Origin of the sequence: Microcoleus sp. N9_A2 (genome assembly GCF_036701775.1) — a bacterium.
GTDB lineage: Bacteria > Cyanobacteriota > Cyanobacteriia > Cyanobacteriales > Microcoleaceae > Microcoleus.
The window spans coordinates 1-18,232 of the sequence record NZ_JAUBRH010000090.1 but is presented as its reverse complement, the minus strand read 5'-3'; the positions used below and the strand labels follow the sequence as shown (position 1 = coordinate 18,232).

The following is an 18,232-nucleotide window of genomic DNA, read 5'->3' as shown; positions in this document are numbered from 1 at the left end:
GAATGCGGCTTCCATCTGTTTCGGGTGGAGACGTTCAATCACCCGCCGAAAGGTATCGGGGCTGGGGATGCCATGGGGGAGTGCCAAGAAGGTGGAGAGCCAAGCTTGTTTGCTACTGCCATAGAGTTCCATGGCTTCCCACCCTTGTCCGCCTGCAATGGTAGAGAGAATCGCAACGATCAGAATATCGGATAAAGGATGCCATTGTCCCCGTTCCACTCTGGGATCTTGGACGGATTTAAAACAGTCTACTAAACCTTGACTTAATGCTGAGACTTCTAAGGGCACGGCACGAGGGGTGCTCAGTTCAACAGCGGATGCAAATCCTTGAGACATACGGGAACCAAGAAGTGGGAATGCCCTCCAGTGTTACCTGATGTCAGCCTTGAAGCGAGGCAATCTAACAAACCTTTAGCATTGAACCTTTAACATCAGTATCTGACTTATTAATCTGTATCCTGAGCTACTATTTAACGTGCACCTTCCTGCTGTACGCCATTAAAGTCGGGATTTTGCTCATAGCCCTGTGCGATCGCGGCTTCCACAAAGCGTTGCGACACTTTTGCAGGAGAGAGTGGATCTGTGATGCTAAGTGGTCCATCAACCCCGTGAAATAACGATGCTCCTCGCTGCTGGTTTTCCGATTTCTTGAAGTAAGGCAAGACATCCTGATAACTCCAACCAATATTACCTAATGCTTGCCAGCTATTGTAGTCACGTTCATTGCCTCGTATATAAATCATGCCATTAATCGAACTGCTGCCGCCCAAGACTTTACCGCGTGAAGATAAAATTTTGCGGTTATTTAAGTAAGGTTCCCCTTCAGTTAAGTATGCCCAGTCCACTTCCGAGCCTAAGAGTGTAGTAGGCCACACTGAGGGAACTTGAAGTTCTGGCTTGGTATCAGGACTACCCGCTTCGAGCAGCAATACTTTAGTATTAGGGTCTTCTGTAAGACGGTTGGCAACAACGCAGCCTGCTGAACCGGCATTAATCACAATATAATCAAAAGCAGCACTGTGATGGTATGTAGTTGTCATGATTTCTCCTTTTCAGGTCATTGTTTGTTGAATGACGGCGACCTTAGTGGGTTGGCGATCGCAAATTCTGCTGCTAGTCACGTCCTGCCACAATAATCTTTTCTGCTAAACCAACCGGGTTAGAAAACATGACCTCGTGACTACCGGGCATTTGCACGAACCGAAATAGTCCCAAGCGGCTAGACATTCTGGGATGCCAACCCCAATCGCCTTGAGGAAGGACGTTGTCTTCGGTACAGTAGAGGTAGCTTTTGGGGATGAGCAGCGAGTAAAACTGCTTGAGGTCTAACTTGTCAAGCCACGGTTGATACGGTTCAGGCGATAATTGTGCGTAACTCGATCGAGCCAGTTCGAGGTCAGCGTCGTTGATAAACGCTTCTCGCCAAATCTCAAAAGGTAGCATCACCGTACGATCGCCCGATTGTCTCGCTAGCTCATCGGATAACGCTTGAGAGTGCGGTGGGGTGTTATCGTTGAGGCTTTCACCATCATTGAGGACAAAGGCATTGAAGAAGATGAGTCGTCGAAGGCGATCGCTGATTGCTTCCGCAACTTTGGCAATAATTGTCCCACCGAAACTATGTCCGACTAGAACGATATCGTTTAAGTCTTTACTCACAATGTAATCGACGATCGATTGCGTGCATTGAGCATGGTTGACCTTTTTGTTCACGCCTTTGCCATGTCCAGCGATCGTGGGCGCAAAAGCATGATGTCCCTTTGCTTCTAGTTGATCGATGACTGCCTGCCAAGCAGAACCATCATGCCAGGAGCCATGAACTAAGACAAAAGTTGACATAGAATCCCTCCTTGTAGATGCGATCTGAAAATCAAGCTCGTCTGTTCTCTCTTGTTCTCTCTTGAAATGGGTCAGTTCGCTGTGTATCCGCCATCGATCGCTAAGGATTGTCCAGTGATGTAGCTGGCAGCATCAGAGCAAAGGAAAACAACAACTTGAGCGACTTCTTCTGCCTGAGCAATGCGACCCATCGGCACCATAGCTGTAACAGCATCAGCCGTCACGCCCAATTTTTCAAAGACACGATTAAGACCCTCAGTCGCAATGTTTCCAGGATTCACCGCGTTAATCCGGATGCCCTGCTTAGCATAATCCAGTGCTGCCGATCTGCGCTTCGCAGCAGCGCTTCGCTATCGCGTTAGTCCCATAACGGCATGTTTACTCGCGCTGTAAGGAGAGCCTCCTGGCAGTCCAAACAAACCTGCAAGTGAGGAGTTGTTAACAATTGATTCTTGAGACAACATCTGCTGAATTTCATATCCCATACGCAGAAACAGTCCCCGGACGTTGATCTCCATGAGTTTGTCAAACTCCTCGATCGATTGTTCGTGCAGGGGTTTCAAGAGTCCCTCATTGCCTACATTGTTGAAAGCACAATCGAGTCGTTCGTAGGTTACAACGGTCTTTTGCACTAATGCTTTGATCTCTTCCTCATTCAAGGCATCTGAATGGACATATAAACATTCAGCACCTGTTTCACGAATCAGTTTGGCGGTTTTTTCTCCTTCTGCATCGCGTCTGCCTGAGAACACGACTTTTGCGCCAGCAGCACCAAAGGCGATCGCAGTGGCTTGCCCAATTCCTGCTGTTCCTCCAGTGACTAAGGACACCTTATCCTGAAGTATCATTTTGTTTCTCCTTCTGTCAGTGCCATTAGATTCAAGTACTAATTAGAGAAGATGCTTGTAGCCGGATGCGTTTATGCCTCGTCTATAGCGCGGTTGCAGCACAATCGATGAGCTTGGCAACAGCATCTGCATGGGCAACCATCACAATATGGGACGCGCCATTCACTACAGCAGTACTCATGATGGCTCCTAGAGAGTTTCAATGAACATTGACTGAAAACGATGGCTGGGTTTCCTAAGATCGCGATCGAGCATCCCTAGCAGTGAGATTTGCATGAATCAGACTGGTGCATAAATCGTTTCGTCTTCTTTGCGCCAAGCTGGATCGACTAGACAAACGAAAACAATGGGTTCGTCGCCGTAGTTGTGAAGGAACTGGATTGCATTTGGAGGAATGTAAACCGCATCGCCTGGTTCAATGCGACAAACTTCACTGTCGATCGACATTTCGCCAACACCGCTAATGATGTAATAAACCTCAGAAGTCTTTAGAGAATGGGGAATCGAAGTTTTGCCAACAGGCAAGATCGCATGCGCCAAACTGTAACGCAAGTTGATATCTTGTTTGTCAGGATGAAGCAATTCGCGCAGAACAGTTCCATCTCCAGCGATCATTTCTTCACAGTCGTTTAGTTTTTGGATCAGCATAAGTTTAGGCTTGCAATTACACAATCGGATCGAGTTCAGGATCTGTGAATTCCGGAGGAGAAAGGGTCACTGATTATTTCTGCTGAAGAAAGTCCAGCAACACGGGATTGACCCGATCGGCGTGAGTCCAGTTGATCGCGTGTGGTCCACCAGGAATGACAACAAGTTGACTGTTTTTAATCAGTTTTGGAAGTCTTGCTGCGGTGGACTCCAGTGGCAGAATGCGATCGCTATCTCCATGAATAATCAGAGTCGGCACATCAATGCGGGGCAGATCATCGCGGAAATCGGTGAGCCAGGAAGGTACACAATCCAAAGTCCCTTTAGCAGAAGCCCCTGCTGCTACATTCCAACTGGCTTGAATCGCTTCATTGCTGATGCGATCGCCAAGCAATACATCAACATTGAAGAACTCTTTGAAAAAGGCAGAGAAATAAGCTGGACGGTCTTCAACAATCGCTTTCATAATGCCATCGAAAACGCTTTGATCAACACCCTCTGGATTGTCGTCTGTCTTTAACAGAAACGGTGGAACGGGAGCCATCAGCACCGCTTTCTGCACCCGCTCTGAGCCGTATTTGCCAAGATAACGTGTGACTTCACCTGTTCCCATTGAGAAACCGACCAGCACGGTATTTTGCAAGTCAAGCTTGGTCATCAGTGTGTTCAAATCGGCGGCGAAGGTATCGTAGTCATAACCAAACGAGGGTTGGCTGGAAGCACCGAATCCTCGGCGATCGTAGGTAATTACTCGATATCCTGCGTTCAGTAAAACTAAAACCTGCTTCTCCCAGGAATGTCCGTTCAATGGAAATCCATGAATCAGTACAATCGGTTGTCCTGTCCCAATATCTTCGTAGTAGAGATCGATGGTTGCAGAGTTTTCTTGACCAACGGTAATGTAAGGCATGAGAGGTTTCTCCGTTGTAAATTGATGATGTGTTTTTGTCTGTTGCATCACAATTGTTATGTAGCGATCGATCACCGTTTTAACAATGCTGTGTTAAGGAGACTTCAAGATGAGGCAAGCATCCATTGCCTACCGTCACTTCAGAACGACAAGAATCCTTCATTGTTGCCTGAGCGCGATCGCTGCATTTGCCACCTCTAAGATGGCTTTAATTCTGCTTCGGTAGCTAGCGCGGCACGCACACCAGCATCGAGATTCATGCGGTCTACAAATCGTGACAGGTTCTCAAAGCCTTGTAGTCCGACCTGAGTGTTGATCGCCCAACGCAGAATGACGAACAGGTAGGGAGCGGCAATCGATTGTTCGCCAGTGAGCCAGTTTCGTCCGTCGAGATAACCGAGGATAGCGACGTTTTCAGTGAGTGAAAAGTGATCGTACTTGCCTCTACTTCGTTATCGACAACGAACTCCCCTTGCTATAGCCTTTCTCAAAAAGGTGAGGTACGATTTTTGACCTGGAAAGCTTGACAATACAGGGTTTTTGTATACCTCATTTATCTGAGAACCGCTATATAATGCGTTCCCACAGCAGCTCAAAAACCGCTTCAACACCATCACTCAAGACTGGCGGCGTCACGAGCGTTAGTCGGCTCTCATTAAGAGTAAAGGTGCGAACTAACGTTGTACCAACGCGATTAGGAATTGATGCAATTTTGATCTGGTGAGTTACTGTGTTGCCACTCAACGTATAAGTTCCAGCGTAAGCATTGAATGTTGTAAATGCTTGAGCAAGCTCTTCCACGGGTAAAGATTGCATCTGGGGAGTCAGCGGTGATCTGACCTCCTGACTCAGCGGTGTGCGATCGCTCCTAGAAAACATCACCATCATGTGACCATCTGATGTGTAAGTGATGTAGCCAACCGGATGAGTTCCATACACGTCTGGAGTCACCGTTCCATCAGCGTAAATGGCAGTTGCAGAAATTAACTTCCAAATGCCAATTAGCAGATTGTTCTGGATTAATGGTGTAGACATAATGTGCAACCATTGCTTGATGATTCTCCGCTAGAGAGTAGCGGGTTTCAACACAAAATCAAACTCAGTCGTGTAAAACGGTTTACTTTGATTGTGTGCCTTGAGTTCGTCTAGTGCTTCGTGCTTTTGCAATTGAACGATCGCCGATCGCACGGCAAAGGTTGTATCTGAATCCAGGTGAGGATCGCCAGCAATAAAAGTTTGTGTTGTCAGTGGAGTGTACTCCGGAGAACTGAGTTTGAAATGGATGTGAGCCGCCCGCCAGGGATGCCGTCCCAAGAGTCCCAGCAACTCGCCACATGGACCACTGCTTGGCACTTTGTAACCTAGTGGCACGACAGTTTCAAACATATACTTTCCACTCTTGTTCGTTTTGAAACGTCCGCGAAAATTCCCCAACGGCTGAGATGGCTCTTGGACATCATATAATCCTTTGGAATTGGGTTGCCAAACATCAATCAGAGCATTGGCGATCGGTTGACCGTTCAAATCTAAAACCCTGCCTGACAGGAAAAGTGAGTCTCCTTCTGCATCAATACCCAAGCGATCGCCCATCTGCCGTTCTGGTGCATTCGGCACATACAATGGTCCTTCTAAATTGCTTTCTGTACTGCGATGGGCATCGTGCAGCAATTCTACCAACTCTGAGATCCCTAGTAGATCCGTCAACAAATGGATCTCTCCAGTGGGAATCTCTTGAGTGTGATGACTTGCCTGGTTGAGAAAATTACGTCCCTGCTGCAATTCTGATTCTGTCAGATTCACCTCACGCACAAAGTCATGCAAATGTGGAACCAAGCTCGTGTAAATTTCATAGAGTCGCGGGTGAGATTTGCCGCGATCGCCATGATTAATGACGGCTTCAGTGATAGTGTCAAGTGTGATGTTCTGCACGATCAAACTCCTTTTTAGTTAAGTGATTAATGATGGTTATTTTACGGCGACTATCTTGACTTATAGTCTGTGTCCTAATCTAATTGGCTACAGCTATAGTCTGGTGACTTGATGCTTTCAAGACTCATCCTGACGATTTCGTGCGGCATACCAATCCATTCAAGAACGATGAGATTAGCCAGCGAACAGGCACCGGGCATATGATAGAGTTTCATGGAATGTCCCTTATCGCGAAGAATGTGTTTTTGCTTCCTATCTGCTGTTTTCATAGTCTGAGTGTAATGACTCCTAATGCTCGGTTTCTTTCAGATTCTTAGGATGTTTTGTCAGATTCTTGTGCAATCACCTTCAAGACGCAGCGTGGAACCGAGCGTTCTGTCGAGGAACGCGCGGATCAACGTTGCCACCTCCTCTGCATGAGTCTCCAGCGCGAAATGTCCGGCGTCGAGCAGGTGAATCTCTGCATTCGGGAGATCTCGCTGATAAGCGGCAGCACCAGCGGGCAGAAATGCCGGATCATGACGACCCCAGACGGCGAGAAGCGGCGGACGTTGCTCACGAAAGTAGGACTGGAAGGCTGGATAGAGCGCGACGTTACTGCGGTAGTCGAGGATCAGATCGAGCTGGATCTCCTCCGCGTCTGGCCGCCCCATGTAGGCGATGTCGAGTTCGTAGCCGTCGGGCGACAAAAGGGTTGGATCGGCTCCGGTACCATACTGCCAGTTCCGGATTGTGTCCGGCGCGAGCGAGGGTCGGCAGGTTTCCCGGTTCGCTGCGCTCGGTTCACGCCAATAGGCTTCCCATGGCCCCCATTCGTCACTGAAACCCTCAAGGTAGGCGTTGCCGTTCTGCGAGACGATCGCAGATATCCGTTCAGGATGGCGCATCGCCAAACGCAAACCTACTGGCGCACCGTAATCGAAGATGTAGAGTACGTATTGATCGAGCGACAAAGCATCGGTGAAACCCTCGATTACGTCAGCAAGGCGGTCGAACCTGTAGTCAAACGTCCCGCGCGGCGGTGCCTTGGTCTGTCCGAAACCAGGCAGATCCGGCGCGACGATCCGAAAGTGATCAGCAAGGAGAGGGATCAGGTCGCGGAACATGTGGCTAGCGGTCGGAAAGCCATGCAACAGCAGTATTACCGGCGCATCGCTTGCCCCCGCTTCGCGGTAGAACACTTCGACATCACCAACCTGTCGAAACCCATAGCGTATTTTCATCTTTTTTCCTTTGATTGCGCGTGTAAAAGTTTTGATCTGCTTCGGACTAAACTTCGACGCTCAGATTTGGAATCCGCCGGACACATCCACTACATTGCCGCTGATGTAGCCAGCGTCTGAACTTGCGAGGAAGCAAACGGTCGCCGCTACCTCCTCCAAGGTTGCGATCCGGCGGATGGCGTGAAGATCCACGATCGCTTCCGCTGCTTCCGGCAATTTGTCGGCTGCGGCTGTTGCCATGTCCGTCGGCATGATACCTGGCTGCACACAGTGATGTTGCGCGGACCAAGATCGCGCTGGACACCTACCCTATGATCGCCGCTCCTAAACCGCGAGAACCACCCGTTACCAGTGCAACTTTGCCTGCAAGTGTTGTCGTCATGATGGACTCATTTAGATGTATTACTGCTCAATCAAACACTGCGTACTATCGGTACGCCCCTGAGAAACCAACGGCACGGAGAGTGATCGAGCGGATGATGCAGGTCGATCGCCACTTGGTCGCAACATTTCGCACTGTCGTTTGACTACTGCGCTACATACCCGCCATCTACCATCAACGTTTTACCTGTTACGAACGATGCCAGGTCAGATGATAAAAACAGAACTGCCTTTGCAACTTCAAGAGGTGTTCCAACTCGTCCGATCGGGTGAAGCCCTGCCAAGTAAGCTTTGGCCTCATCTGTAACTGCTTCAAACATATCTGTTTGGATTGCCCCTGGTGCAACGCCATTGATGCGAATACTCGCTTTGGCATATTGGAGTGCAGCAGCTTTTGTTAAACCTACTACCGCATGTTTACTCGCGGTGTAGAGGAGTATGTTAGGAAGTGCAACGACTCCAACCACAGATGCCATATTGACGATTGCACCACTTCCCTGTTTCAACATCTGAGCAATTTCATATTTCATAGACAACCAAACGCCTTTGACATTGACGTTCATAGTGCGGTCATATTCAGCTTCTGCTTGCTCAATCAATGAGGGATTTTCGCCGACCATTCCTGCATTATTAAAGGCAATATCTAACCGACCAAAAACGCCAACCGCTTTATCAACCATTGCTTCAACATCGGCTTCTTTCGTGACATCTGCTTGCACAAAAATCGCCTCTTTGCCAGCTTCCTTGATCAATCGAACAGTTTCTTCACCTTCATCAATTCGACGACCCACCACCACCACCTTTGCTTGTTGTTGGGCATAAGCGATCGCAGTTGCACGACCAATTCCCGATGTGCCACCAGTGACTAACGCCACTTTATCCTGAAGTATCATTGTGCTTCTCCTAGCATTAATTTCGTTGTATTGCTCTGAAGCGTACTCAGTTCCACTAAGGTTTCGACCCTCAGAGGAAGGGGAAAGGTTTAGGGTAGAGCCAGTGCTTAAATAGCTGGGTTAGGCGGGTCTCACTCCTGAAATCGCAGGCGATCGAGCAGAGGAGGTGATTTTGCAAATTCAGGGAGCACTCGTGCTGACGCGGGGATTAAATGACTCCAGCATTTTTCCGCGCGTACTCAAGCATCTACCTGAATTGCTGCTTGATCACACCGCAAGCCTAAAGCGTAGCTCCTGATGTAGTGAGAGAGGGTTAATTCTAGTCATCTAGCAAATTCAATTCACTAGAATCCTTCAACAACGAGCTTGCCTCGCGACTTACCGCTCTCGACTAACGCATGAACGTGCTTCAGATTGGCAGCACTGATCGGCGAGAACCGCTCAGTCATCGTCGTATGGATTACACCCTGATCGACGAGGCGCGAGACTTCGTTGAGCAATTTACCCTGCTCGGCGATATCGGCTGTGCTGAATATCGAGCGGGTATACATCAACTCCCAGTGAATTGAGACTGATTTAGTCTTGAAGACGTTGGCATCGGCAAGCTCATCAATCAAAGCCAGCCGTCCCTGCGGCGCGATCAGTTCTGCGATCGCGCTGGCGTAGCGGTCTGTATGGGTGGTAGAAAACACAAAGGCAGGTGCTCCGATGCCAAGTGCTGCAACCTGCTCGGCAAGCGGTTTAGTATGATCAATGACAGAGTGCGCTCCCATCTCGGTTGCCCAAGCGATCGTTTCTGGTCGAGACGCAGTGCTGATCACCGTGAGATCCGTTAGCTGACGCGCAAGCTGAGTCGCGATCGAGCCTACGCCACCCGCTCCACCGATGATCAAGATGGCATTTGCAGCTCCAGAAACGGGCTTTCTGACATCAAGTCGATCGAACAGCATTTCCCAAGCGGTGAGTGTGGTGAGCGGTAAGGCAGCAGCAGCAGCCCAATCGAGCGTTTTAGGCTTCGTTCCGACAATCCGCTCATCGACCAAATGATACTCTGCATTCGTGCCAGGACGTTTGATTGACCCTGCATAAAACACCTCGTCACCTGGCTTGAATCGCGTCACTTCAGACCCGATCTCGGCAACGATGCCAGAAGCGTCCCAGCCCAGCACTTTCCAATTTCCGTGTTCGGGTGCAGTTCCCTTTCTCACTTTGGTATCCACTGGATTGACTGAAACCGCTTCTACCTTAACGAGAATGTCTCTTCCTTCGGGCTTCGGTGTCGGAAGTTCAATGTCAACTAGGGCTTGATCCCGATCAATGCTGCCTTGTTGCTGATAACCAATTGCGCGCATACTTGATAACCTCATTTGCTTTTTGATCGGTTGATGAATTAACTCACTGTGATTCCATATCCACCAATTGCAGGACAATCTTGCCTCGTATTCCTCCCTTTTCTAAACGTTGATGAGCTTGAACGATGTCACTCCAAGGCAGAACTGAATCAATGACGGGTCGAATCTGGTCGCGTTCAATCAGGTTCCTCAGTGCGTCCAATTTGTCTCTATACTGAGGACTTAAAACGAAGTGAATCGTCAAATTCTTACCCCAAGCATCAAGAAGTGTTTGAGGATCTGCAATATCGACGATTGTGACAAGTCTGCCAAATGGATGAATTACTTCTGGGCTACGTCCAATCGTATCGCCTCCAACTGTGTCTAAAACCAAATCAACACCCCGACCATTCGTTTCTCGCCCAATCACTTCGATATAATTTTCATGCTTGTAGTCGATGGGATAATCTGCACCCAGCTTCTTAACGAAGTCAAAGTTTTCGGCACTGCATGTCGTAAATACATAAGCACCCATTGCTTTCGCCAGTTGAATTGCGATCGAACCGACTCCACCCGCTCCAGCATGAATTAGAACTGTTTCACCGACTTGTAGATTGCCCCTAGTCACTAGACAATCCCAAGCCGTTCCGCCTGCAAGCGGAAGAGAAGCTGCTTCAATGTGCGATAGATTTGCAGGCTTCAATGCAACAATCGCTGCATCAGCCACATGATACTGAGCGTAGCTACCGAATTCTCCAAAAATTTGCGGCGAGTAGTACACGTTGTCTCCCACCTTGAAATCAGTCACAGCTTCGCCAATTGCCTCAATCACCCCTGAAACATCGACTCCAAGGATGGCGGGTAATTGAACCAGTTCCTTGTAATCACCACGACGAGTTTGGTAATCGACCGGGTTAATCGAGGTTGCACAAACTCTGACTAATACCTGATTCGCCTTCATTGTTGGTGTGGGAACCGTTTGAATCTCAAACTTCTCAGCATCACCAAACGCAGTTAATACGGCTGCTTTCATAGATTCCATCTGTGCCATTGAATTTTTAGACATAGCTATAGGTTTCCTTGTAGAGATCGATGGTTGCAGAATTTTCTTGGCTGATAGTAACGTAAGGCAATGAAAGCTCCCACGAATGCTGCTTCAGATTCTTGCCTAACTTAACTTCAATGTAATGATTTCAAGACTCGATTTCTTTCAGATTCTTAGGATGAATTTTCAGATTCTTATAGTGCTAGCGAATCTGATTAGGGGTCTTTTCCGTGAATCAATTGAAGTGCTGTGCCACATAGCTTTAACTGGAGAAACCTACTTGTAGGGCAATGTCTGCGCTAAGCGGAGCTATCCCAGAGGGTTATCGCTAAAATCCGTTTTCACCCATTCAGTCAGACTTGCAGAGCCAATTTCATATCCGTTTTCTCTATCTTGTTACCCTAGCCGAACTTGAGTCGAACCATGCCCGCATATTTCAATTGTTCAAGAGTAGCGACATTTCCATTCCAATCAGTTCAATGGAGCGCATCAGTTGAGCGTGGTTCATCTGCGCGTTGTCCATTTGAAACGTTACTCTCGAAATGCCGCCGAGCGATTCGCTGTGACGGCGGATTTTCTCCGCCACTTCTTCGGGACTGCCGACCAGTAACGCGCCGGTTGCGCCGCGCTGCGCGTCAAAATCGGCGCGCGTAACAGGCGGCCAGCCTCTCTCTCTGCCAACTTTAGTAAAGGTTTCGGCGTAGCCCGGAAAAAATTCTTCAACGGCTTGTTCAGTCGTGTCGGCGACATAACCGATTGAATGCAATGAAACTTTCAATGTTTCGGGCGCGTACCCGGCACGCGCTCCGGCATCGCGGTATAAATCTACGAGCGAGCGAAAGCGATGCGTTTCGCCGCCGATAATGGCAACCACGAGCGGCAGTCCAAGCATTCCGGCGCGGAGGAAAGATTGCGGCGTACCGCCGACTCCGATCCAGATGGGAAACGGCTTTTGCAGCGGACGCGGATAAATTGCTTGGTTTTCCAGCGCGGGGCGAAATTTGCCCGACCAATCGACCGTTTCATTGTCCCGAATTTTGAGCAAGAGTTCGAGCTTTTCAGCGAAAATCTCGTCGTAATCGCCGAGACTAAATCCGAATAGCGGAAAGGCTTCGGTGAACGATCCGCGCCCGACAACCATTTCGGCGCGACCTTTTGAAATCAAATCGAGCGTGGCGAATTGTTGAAACACGCGCACCGGGTCAGCCGCGCTCAGCACCGTAACTGCGCTGGTTAGACGGATGCGCTCGGTGCGTGCGGCGGCAGCGGCGAGAATAACCGCGTTTGCCGAATCTAAAAATTCATGCCGATGATGCTCGCCGATACCGAAGATATCCAAGCCGGAACGATCCGCCTGCTCTATTCTCTCCAACAGTTCGGCGACAGACTGCGTGGCATCCGCCGTTTCACCATTTTCACTCGTTCCAACTGAGGCAAAACTGTCAATTCCAACTTCCATATCATTTCCCAAGCGTTTTGCGAATGAAATAGACTTAATCCGAAATAGTAGAAAGCCTTGCTGTACGAGTTAAGCTGCTGTTCTCTCGCTCAGCAAAAACGCCTAACCATCGTTAACTCAGAGGAGTCACGCTACTACCGCGATCTGAATTATCAGGGAGCGGAATGAATTCAGTTTCACCGGGAACCGCCGGGAAGCGGCGGTCTTGCCAATCTCGTTTTGCCTGCTCGATACGCGCTGAGCGGCTCGACACAAAGTTCCAGTACTTTGTGCGATCGCCCACTGGTGCCCCGCCGATAATCATTGCTTTTGCCTCAGCCCCCGCACGGATATCTACTGATTCATCCGGCGCTAGAACGGCTAAACGATATGGCTCTAAAGGCTTTCCATTTAAGAATAAGCCGGATGTGACGCTATAAACTGCCCTTTCTAAACCTTCCATTGGCGCTAGCTGAAATTGACTACCTTCCGTGAAAACGAGCGCTAGGTAAAGAGTAGCAGAGTAGGTTTTAACTGGTGATTGGTGAGACTGATAGCTACCGGCGATCAAGGTCGCGCTGGTGCCTGTTTGAGTCCACCTCGGTAAATCAGTCACCGAATAATGTGAAAAGCTGGGTTCAACTTCTTCAGCGATTTCGGGGAGGGCAATCCAGGTCTGAATGCCGTGAAGAGTAGATTCTTTCTCTCTAAAGCTCTCGGGCGATCGCTCAGAATGAACAATACCTTTTCCCGCTGTCATCCAGTTCACCTCGCCCGGAAAAATCTCTTGTACTGTACCTAGACTATCTCTATGCAGAAGGCTTCCTTCAAACAAATAGGTAACCGTCGCTAAATTGATGTGTGGATGGGGTCTAACATCGACGCCTTTTCCAGCCGGGAAAATAGCTGGGCCTAAGTGATCAAAGAAGATGAAAGGTCCAACCATTTTTAGGGTTTCACTCGGTAAGATGCGCTGTACGCTAAACCCACCTAAGTCATGCTTTTCAGGCGTGATTAATTGCTGAATACTCATTTTTGTACGATCCATTCTTAGTTGACGTTGTGGACGAAGATACAACCTTAGTTCTGTTTCTGCTTCAGATTCTTGCCTAACTCAACTTCAATGTAATGAGTTCCAAGACTCGATTTCTTTCAGATTCTTAGGACAACCTTTCAGATTCTTATAGTGCTAGCGAATCTGCTTGGGGGTCTTTCCCGTGAATCGCTTGAAGTGCTGCGTCAAATGGCTTTGACTGGAGAAGCCTACTTGTAGGGCAATTTCTGCGATCGCCAAATCTGTTTTCGATAGCATCAACTTTGCCTGTTCCACACGCTGTTGAATCACGTACTGACGTGGAGAAATTCCCATTGTTTGCTTAAACAAACTCGCAAAGTAAGTCGGGCTAATATTAATCACTTCTGCAAGCTCAGTCAGTGACAAATCTCGATCAAGGTGAGTACGAATATAGCCGAGCACTTGCTGTAATCGGATGTGCGTTAAGCCTTTGCGCTTGGCTTCAAGGGTTGGCGTTGTAATTGTTAGCATGGTTCAAAGATTGGCAATTTGCTCAACAAAACAGGCAAAAGCTAGCCATCGCGCATTCGATCACTGCAATATTTTGCATTGCCGATCGACTACTGCGCCACATACCCACCATCTACCAGCAATGTTGCACCTGTTGTGAACGATGCCATGTCAGATGATAAAAACAGGACTGCATTTGCAACTTCAAGAGGTGTTCCAATTCGTCCGATCGGGTGAAGTCCTGCCATGTAAACTTTGGCTGCATCCTGCCCATCTGTAGCTGCTTCAAACATATCTGTTTCGATTACTGCTGGTGCAACGACATTGATGCGAATACCCGCTTTGGCATATTGGAGCGCAGCAGCTTTTGTTAAACCGATTACCGCGCTTTTACTCGCGGTGTAGAGGGGGAAGGTAGGAAATGCAACGACTCCATTCGCAGATGCCATATTGACGATTGCACCACTTCCCTGCTTCAACATCTGAGCGATTTCATGTTTCATCGACAACCAAACGCCTTTGACATTGACGTTCATCGTGCGATCGTATTCCGCTTCTGTTTGCTCAATCAAAGAGGGATTTTCGCCGACCATTCCTGCATTATTAAAGGCAATATCTAACCGACCAAAAACACTCACCGCTTTATCAACCATTGCTTCAACATCGGCTTCTTTCGTGACATCTGCTTGCACAAAATTAGCCTCTCCGCCAGCTTTCTGAATCAGTCGAACAGTTTCTTCACCTTCATCAATTCGACGACCAACTACCACCACCTTTGCTTGTTGTTGGGCATAAGCGATCGCGGTTGCACGACCAATTCCCGATGTGCCACCAGTGACTAACGCCACTTTATCCTGAAGTATCATTCTATTTCTCCTAAAATCTAACTATTTCTCCTAAAATCTAAGTCCGGTTGTTCTCTCTTGAAATAATCATGAAATCGCTTTAGAAAAAAGCTTAGACAAATCTTGCCAGCAAAAGACTAAGAGCAAAGGAAAAGGCATGAAAGCTGACATGGGATAACATCGCAGCCTCAAGCGAGTATTGCCAAAAGAGCCAACCAAAAGCAATGCCAGCAATCCCATTGAGTAATATTGCTCGGATAATCACAAGCGGAGTGAGTGGAACCATCGCGGCAGTCGCTGGCAGGTGTAGTAGTCCAAATACCAACGCGGCTAGAATGATCGCACCCTGATAAATCCCTTGACTTGGCAACGTAACGCCTTGTTTTAGCCCTTTCCACGCGATCCAAACAAGCAGCGACATTAAGCCCCAGCGCATCAGAATTTCCTCAGTGATGCCGCCATAAAGCATTGCTGTAAGTGAACTCAGCCAATTCGGTTCTGTGTGACTGGATGCCTGTAGCGCTTCAGGTAGAGCAGGTTTCATGAACCGATCGAGCAACAGGACAGTGATTGTTGTCGCTGCACCCACACCCAAGCTCCATTTCATCTCAATGACAGAATATGGAATCTTAGGGGTATGAAGTACCCAGTAGTCAATCAAATGTGAGCGTAATCCAACGCGGTAGGCACAGCCAATTCCGAGCAGAATGCTGATTGCCAGTAGAACTGTAAGCTGTAGTGCTTGCAGCAGTATTAAAACCCACAGTGGCGGAACTTTTGCCAGTATTTCTGGAGACAGTTTCGCCAACTTTTGCTCAACTAATGGAACCGACGTAATCGTAAACATCGCGATTCCCGCAATGCCCAACACAAATAGAATCCCAAATTGTTTCAAAACTGCCATTGATTTAATCTCTAGAGACATCAGAATGCTGGGTAGACACAATGCCAAGATAGAGAATGACAACAATCAACTTGCTGTATATCCGCCATCGATCGCGCTTGGGTTGTCCCGTAATATAGCTGGCAGCATCAGAGCAGAGAAACACAACCGCTTGAGCAATTTCCGTTGCCTGACCGATCCGACCCATTGGAACCAAAGAGTCTAAATCATCCGCTGTGATACCCAGTTGCCTAAAGGCGCGATCGAGCAGTTCAGTATTTGCTCAATCTCGTATTTCATGCACAAAAACAGTCCCCTCACGTTAATTTCCATGAGTTTGTCAAAGTCCTCGATCGATTGTTCATGCAACGGTTCTCCGGGTGATTCAACGCCTGCATTATTGAAGGAACAGTCGAGTCGTCCATAGGTTGCGTTGCGACTGTCTTTTGCACTAACGCTTTGATGTCTTCCTCATTCGAGGCATCTGAATGGACATATAAACATTCAGCACCTGTTTCACGAATTAGTTTGGCAGTTTTTTCTCCTTCTGCATCGCGTCTACCGGAGAACACAACTTTTGCTCCCGCAGCACCGAAAGCGATCGCGGTAGCTCTACCAATGCCCGATGTCCCTCCCGTCACTAAAGCAACCTTGTCTTGAAGCATCATGATAGTTACCTCTTGTTGTGAATGGTTATGTTACTTGCGTCAAAAACTCAATGGGCAGCAATACGTGTAGGAGCCAGCAACAAGAAGCGCCTCGATCTATAACCAGGATGAGTAACGATTCTGGTTGTAGGAGCCGGGTTTGAGCATTGCTCTAATTCACACGATAAATTCGATGCCGTACTTGGGTGCTACTGCCAAAATTCGCTCGATCACTTCGGGAGTAGCTGGGCGGGATGGGGGGTTTGGGTATTGATGTTTGCTGGCTCCTACACTTAGTCGCGCTCGATTAGTGTGTTTGAAGGTAAGTTGGGATCGATCGCCTTACGTGCACTGTCAACGCCCACGACGGGAAGTGTACCCGGATCGAGCAAGCCGACTTGAACCAATACACTTGCCTGATCCCAGTAAATGTGTTCGTGGGCTAGTTTGCCGTCACGGAACTGGACGATCGCTACTACTGGCACTTCCACCCGTTTTCCGGTGGGAGCAACGCCAGGTAGCATCCAGTCCATCTGGATCGTATGAGTGAACGTAGACACCATTTCATCGACGAGTTGATCCGTTCCGATCGTGCGCGAGATTAGGGTCAACTCCGTGTCCGGCGGCATCTGTGGAATGAGGTATTTGGAATAAAACTCGCGCAGTGCTGGTTTCCCGACTCCCCCAGTCATTACCGGGATGTGGTTAACGTAAGCATCTTCAACCATCGTAGCGAGGGCATCTTCAGTACTGTGAGTGCCAAACTCGTACTGTAAATGCTCTTCCCAAAGTGCTTGCAAAGACTCCTGGGCTGGTGTCAAATTGGTAGTTGCTTGTAAATTTGCTTGTCCGTCTACAGTTTGCTCTTTGACCATGATTAAATACTCCTGGTTCAATCAATATTGACCTTTAAAAATTGAACTCTGATCGCGTCTCAGCCCATGCCAGCGACTGCCAGCACCGGGATAGTGGGCAGGTTGAAAACGACGTGAACGACGACGGCGGGTCAGACCGAGATTTTGATGACGAAAGCCCTTAATTCGATAATCTTGCTGCCGCGAAAGCGCCAGACATCGCAGTACGAGTAATGAGCCGCTTTCCCGTCTGCGTCCTTCAGTGTGATGTCGCCAAGTGCCGTGACGAAATCACCCTCAGCGATTAAGTTGGCGACCGTAAACTTTGGCGGCTCTATGTATGTCTCTGCCATATATTGGCGAACAGCTTCTTTTCCGTTAAGGGTCTTGTCCCCTACGAACGTCCATTTCGTGTCGTCAGTGCAGAATGACAAGAATCCTTCATAGTTGCCTGCAGCGTTCGCCGCATTTGCCGCTTCTAAAATGGCTTTGTTGTTGTTTGACATCTGAATTTCTCCTTTGTTCAGGTGGATACTTTAACGGAGCCGTCTCTGCTGCCACTAATGCAAAACTCACGGAACAATTGCAGTAACACGGATTTCAATCCGCATCGTTGGAAGTCCAAGAGCCGCGACTCCTACCTGTGTCCAAATTGGGGCATGGTTGGGCATATAATGACGAAATAGCCTGACCATCACATCGTTAACCTCCGGGGGCAACCCGCCAACATGGTAAGAATTAACGTGGACAACATGCTCCCAACCCGCCCCGGCAGTCGCTAAGGTTCGCTCTACGTTACGAAACGCCTGGGCAATCTCATCCGCAAGCGGTTCGGGAATTTGTAGATCGTCATTCCAGCCGCCTTGTCCTGATGTCTCCACTCGATCACCAATTTTTACCGCTTGCGAGTAATGCAATTTGTTAGGGTCGAACGGGGTATCGCTACCCCGAACTCCCATGCAAAACCGGACGTGATAGTTTCCCGTCATCCGG

The 18,232-nt window shown here is 48.6% G+C and carries 22 protein-coding genes and 2 pseudogenes; all 24 read right to left on the bottom strand.

All coding sequences use genetic code 11. The annotated features are described in order from the left end of the window. A partial coding sequence (locus tag QUA44_RS28535; protein ID WP_333310052.1) for a transposase family protein occupies positions 1-336 on the bottom strand: 336 nt, incomplete at its 3' end. A gap of 134 nt (positions 337-470) precedes the next feature. After that, on the bottom strand, positions 471-1,040 hold the full coding sequence (locus QUA44_RS28530) for a GMC family oxidoreductase N-terminal domain-containing protein (protein ID WP_333256653.1): 570 nt from the start codon (positions 1,038-1,040) through the stop codon (positions 471-473). A 73-nt stretch (positions 1,041-1,113) separates the two neighbouring features. After that, on the bottom strand, positions 1,114-1,839 hold the full coding sequence (locus QUA44_RS28525; RefSeq protein WP_333256655.1) for an alpha/beta hydrolase: 726 nt from the start codon (positions 1,837-1,839) through the stop codon (positions 1,114-1,116). A 71-nt stretch (positions 1,840-1,910) separates the two neighbouring features. Further along, positions 1,911-2,687 (bottom strand): annotated as a pseudogene (locus tag QUA44_RS28520) (SDR family oxidoreductase). Between the two features lie 279 nt (positions 2,688-2,966). Continuing rightward, a complete protein-coding gene (locus QUA44_RS28515) occupies positions 2,967-3,335 on the bottom strand; it encodes a cupin domain-containing protein (protein WP_333256660.1) in 369 nt (122 codons plus the stop codon). Positions 3,336-3,408: 73 nt separating this feature from the next. Then, the gene (locus QUA44_RS28510; protein ID WP_333256662.1) at positions 3,409-4,245 is read right to left on the bottom strand and encodes an alpha/beta hydrolase; all 837 of its coding nucleotides are present in this window, start codon (positions 4,243-4,245) and stop codon (positions 3,409-3,411) included. 567 nt (positions 4,246-4,812) lie between these two features. Next, positions 4,813-5,280: a lipocalin-like domain-containing protein gene (locus QUA44_RS28505; protein ID WP_333256665.1), complete on the bottom strand. Its 468-nt coding sequence runs from the start codon at positions 5,278-5,280 to the stop codon at positions 4,813-4,815. A 30-nt stretch (positions 5,281-5,310) separates the two neighbouring features. Beyond that, entirely contained in the window at positions 5,311-6,174 is an 864-nt protein-coding gene (locus QUA44_RS28500; RefSeq protein ID WP_333256668.1) for a dioxygenase family protein, read from the bottom strand. Between the two features lie 326 nt (positions 6,175-6,500). Beyond that, positions 6,501-7,397, bottom strand: a complete 897-nt coding sequence (locus QUA44_RS28495) for an alpha/beta hydrolase (RefSeq protein WP_333256672.1) — start codon at positions 7,395-7,397, stop codon at positions 6,501-6,503. Positions 7,398-7,457: 60 nt separating this feature from the next. Beyond that, positions 7,458-7,664 (bottom strand): SDR family oxidoreductase, encoded by a 207-nt coding sequence (locus QUA44_RS28490; protein ID WP_333256676.1) that lies wholly within the window; start codon positions 7,662-7,664, stop codon positions 7,458-7,460. 260 nt (positions 7,665-7,924) lie between these two features. Continuing rightward, positions 7,925-8,671: an SDR family oxidoreductase gene (locus QUA44_RS28485; protein WP_333256678.1), complete on the bottom strand. Its 747-nt coding sequence runs from the start codon at positions 8,669-8,671 to the stop codon at positions 7,925-7,927. Between the two features lie 344 nt (positions 8,672-9,015). Further along, positions 9,016-10,023 carry a zinc-binding alcohol dehydrogenase family protein gene (locus tag QUA44_RS28480; protein WP_333256680.1) on the bottom strand — a complete coding sequence of 336 codons (1,008 nt, stop codon included), beginning with the start codon at positions 10,021-10,023 and terminating at the stop codon, positions 9,016-9,018. A 43-nt stretch (positions 10,024-10,066) separates the two neighbouring features. Beyond that, positions 10,067-11,068: a zinc-dependent alcohol dehydrogenase family protein gene (locus QUA44_RS28475; RefSeq protein ID WP_333256683.1), complete on the bottom strand. Its 1,002-nt coding sequence runs from the start codon at positions 11,066-11,068 to the stop codon at positions 10,067-10,069. Positions 11,069-11,483: 415 nt separating this feature from the next. Beyond that, the gene (locus QUA44_RS28470; protein WP_333256686.1) at positions 11,484-12,506 is read right to left on the bottom strand and encodes an LLM class flavin-dependent oxidoreductase; all 1,023 of its coding nucleotides are present in this window, start codon (positions 12,504-12,506) and stop codon (positions 11,484-11,486) included. 112 nt (positions 12,507-12,618) lie between these two features. Beyond that, on the bottom strand, positions 12,619-13,518 hold the full coding sequence (locus tag QUA44_RS28465) for a pirin family protein (RefSeq protein ID WP_333256688.1): 900 nt from the start codon (positions 13,516-13,518) through the stop codon (positions 12,619-12,621). Between the two features lie 156 nt (positions 13,519-13,674). Continuing rightward, positions 13,675-14,031 (bottom strand): AraC family transcriptional regulator, encoded by a 357-nt coding sequence (locus tag QUA44_RS28460; protein WP_333167982.1) that lies wholly within the window; start codon positions 14,029-14,031, stop codon positions 13,675-13,677. Between the two features lie 89 nt (positions 14,032-14,120). Then, positions 14,121-14,876, bottom strand: coding sequence for an SDR family oxidoreductase (locus tag QUA44_RS28455; protein ID WP_333256690.1), 756 nt, complete (start codon positions 14,874-14,876; stop codon positions 14,121-14,123). A gap of 91 nt (positions 14,877-14,967) precedes the next feature. Further along, complete coding sequence (locus tag QUA44_RS28450) at positions 14,968-15,759, bottom strand: CPBP family intramembrane glutamic endopeptidase (RefSeq protein ID WP_333256692.1); 792 nt, start codon at positions 15,757-15,759, stop codon at positions 14,968-14,970. A gap of 4 nt (positions 15,760-15,763) precedes the next feature. Then, entirely contained in the window at positions 15,764-15,946 is a 183-nt protein-coding gene (locus tag QUA44_RS28445; protein ID WP_333256695.1) for an SDR family oxidoreductase, read from the bottom strand. A 14-nt stretch (positions 15,947-15,960) separates the two neighbouring features. Then, positions 15,961-16,113, bottom strand: a pseudogene (locus QUA44_RS28440) (hypothetical protein); the annotation flags it as partial. Then, complete coding sequence (locus QUA44_RS28435) at positions 16,056-16,403, bottom strand: SDR family NAD(P)-dependent oxidoreductase (protein WP_333276824.1); 348 nt, start codon at positions 16,401-16,403, stop codon at positions 16,056-16,058. The gene QUA44_RS28435 and the pseudogene QUA44_RS28440, both read right to left, overlap by 58 nt. A gap of 275 nt (positions 16,404-16,678) precedes the next feature. Continuing rightward, positions 16,679-17,260 (bottom strand): nuclear transport factor 2 family protein, encoded by a 582-nt coding sequence (locus QUA44_RS28430; protein ID WP_333256700.1) that lies wholly within the window; start codon positions 17,258-17,260, stop codon positions 16,679-16,681. 131 nt (positions 17,261-17,391) lie between these two features. Beyond that, positions 17,392-17,745 carry a nuclear transport factor 2 family protein gene (locus tag QUA44_RS28425; protein ID WP_333256703.1) on the bottom strand — a complete coding sequence of 118 codons (354 nt, stop codon included), beginning with the start codon at positions 17,743-17,745 and terminating at the stop codon, positions 17,392-17,394. A gap of 66 nt (positions 17,746-17,811) precedes the next feature. Continuing rightward, positions 17,812-18,228 (bottom strand): RidA family protein, encoded by a 417-nt coding sequence (locus QUA44_RS28420; RefSeq protein ID WP_333256707.1) that lies wholly within the window; start codon positions 18,226-18,228, stop codon positions 17,812-17,814. Positions 18,229-18,232: the final 4 nt, after the last annotated feature.

Bases quoted from the DNA above. Each gene is read 5' to 3' on its own strand.
- QUA44_RS28465 (WP_333256688.1), bottom strand. From the start codon at position 13,518: ATGAGTATTCAGCAATTAATCACGCCTGAAAAGCATGACTTAGGTGGG.
- QUA44_RS28475 (WP_333256683.1), bottom strand. From the start codon at position 11,068: ATGTCTAAAAATTCAATGGCACAGATGGAATCTATGAAAGCAGCCGTA.
- QUA44_RS28515 (WP_333256660.1), bottom strand. From the start codon at position 3,335: ATGCTGATCCAAAAACTAAACGACTGTGAAGAAATGATCGCTGGAGAT.
- QUA44_RS28455 (WP_333256690.1), bottom strand. From the start codon at position 14,876: ATGATACTTCAGGATAAAGTGGCGTTAGTCACTGGTGGCACATCGGGA.
- QUA44_RS28450 (WP_333256692.1), bottom strand. From the start codon at position 15,759: ATGGCAGTTTTGAAACAATTTGGGATTCTATTTGTGTTGGGCATTGCG.
- QUA44_RS28485 (WP_333256678.1), bottom strand. From the start codon at position 8,671: ATGATACTTCAGGATAAAGTGGCGTTAGTCACTGGTGGCACATCGGGA.
- QUA44_RS28430 (WP_333256700.1), bottom strand. From the start codon at position 17,260: ATGGTCAAAGAGCAAACTGTAGACGGACAAGCAAATTTACAAGCAACT.
- QUA44_RS28470 (WP_333256686.1), bottom strand. From the start codon at position 12,506: ATGGAAGTTGGAATTGACAGTTTTGCCTCAGTTGGAACGAGTGAAAAT.
- QUA44_RS28495 (WP_333256672.1), bottom strand. From the start codon at position 7,397: ATGAAAATACGCTATGGGTTTCGACAGGTTGGTGATGTCGAAGTGTTC.
- QUA44_RS28505 (WP_333256665.1), bottom strand. From the start codon at position 5,280: ATGTCTACACCATTAATCCAGAACAATCTGCTAATTGGCATTTGGAAG.
- QUA44_RS28525 (WP_333256655.1), bottom strand. From the start codon at position 1,839: ATGTCAACTTTTGTCTTAGTTCATGGCTCCTGGCATGATGGTTCTGCT.
- QUA44_RS28480 (WP_333256680.1), bottom strand. From the start codon at position 10,023: ATGCGCGCAATTGGTTATCAGCAACAAGGCAGCATTGATCGGGATCAA.
- QUA44_RS28445 (WP_333256695.1), bottom strand. From the start codon at position 15,946: ATGGGTCGGATCGGTCAGGCAACGGAAATTGCTCAAGCGGTTGTGTTT.
- QUA44_RS28435 (WP_333276824.1), bottom strand. From the start codon at position 16,403: ATGCTTCAAGACAAGGTTGCTTTAGTGACGGGAGGGACATCGGGCATT.
- QUA44_RS28510 (WP_333256662.1), bottom strand. From the start codon at position 4,245: ATGCCTTACATTACCGTTGGTCAAGAAAACTCTGCAACCATCGATCTC.
- QUA44_RS28425 (WP_333256703.1), bottom strand. From the start codon at position 17,745: ATGTCAAACAACAACAAAGCCATTTTAGAAGCGGCAAATGCGGCGAAC.
- QUA44_RS28460 (WP_333167982.1), bottom strand. From the start codon at position 14,031: ATGCTAACAATTACAACGCCAACCCTTGAAGCCAAGCGCAAAGGCTTA.
- QUA44_RS28530 (WP_333256653.1), bottom strand. From the start codon at position 1,040: ATGACAACTACATACCATCACAGTGCTGCTTTTGATTATATTGTGATT.
- QUA44_RS28420 (WP_333256707.1), bottom strand. From the start codon at position 18,228: ATGACGGGAAACTATCACGTCCGGTTTTGCATGGGAGTTCGGGGTAGC.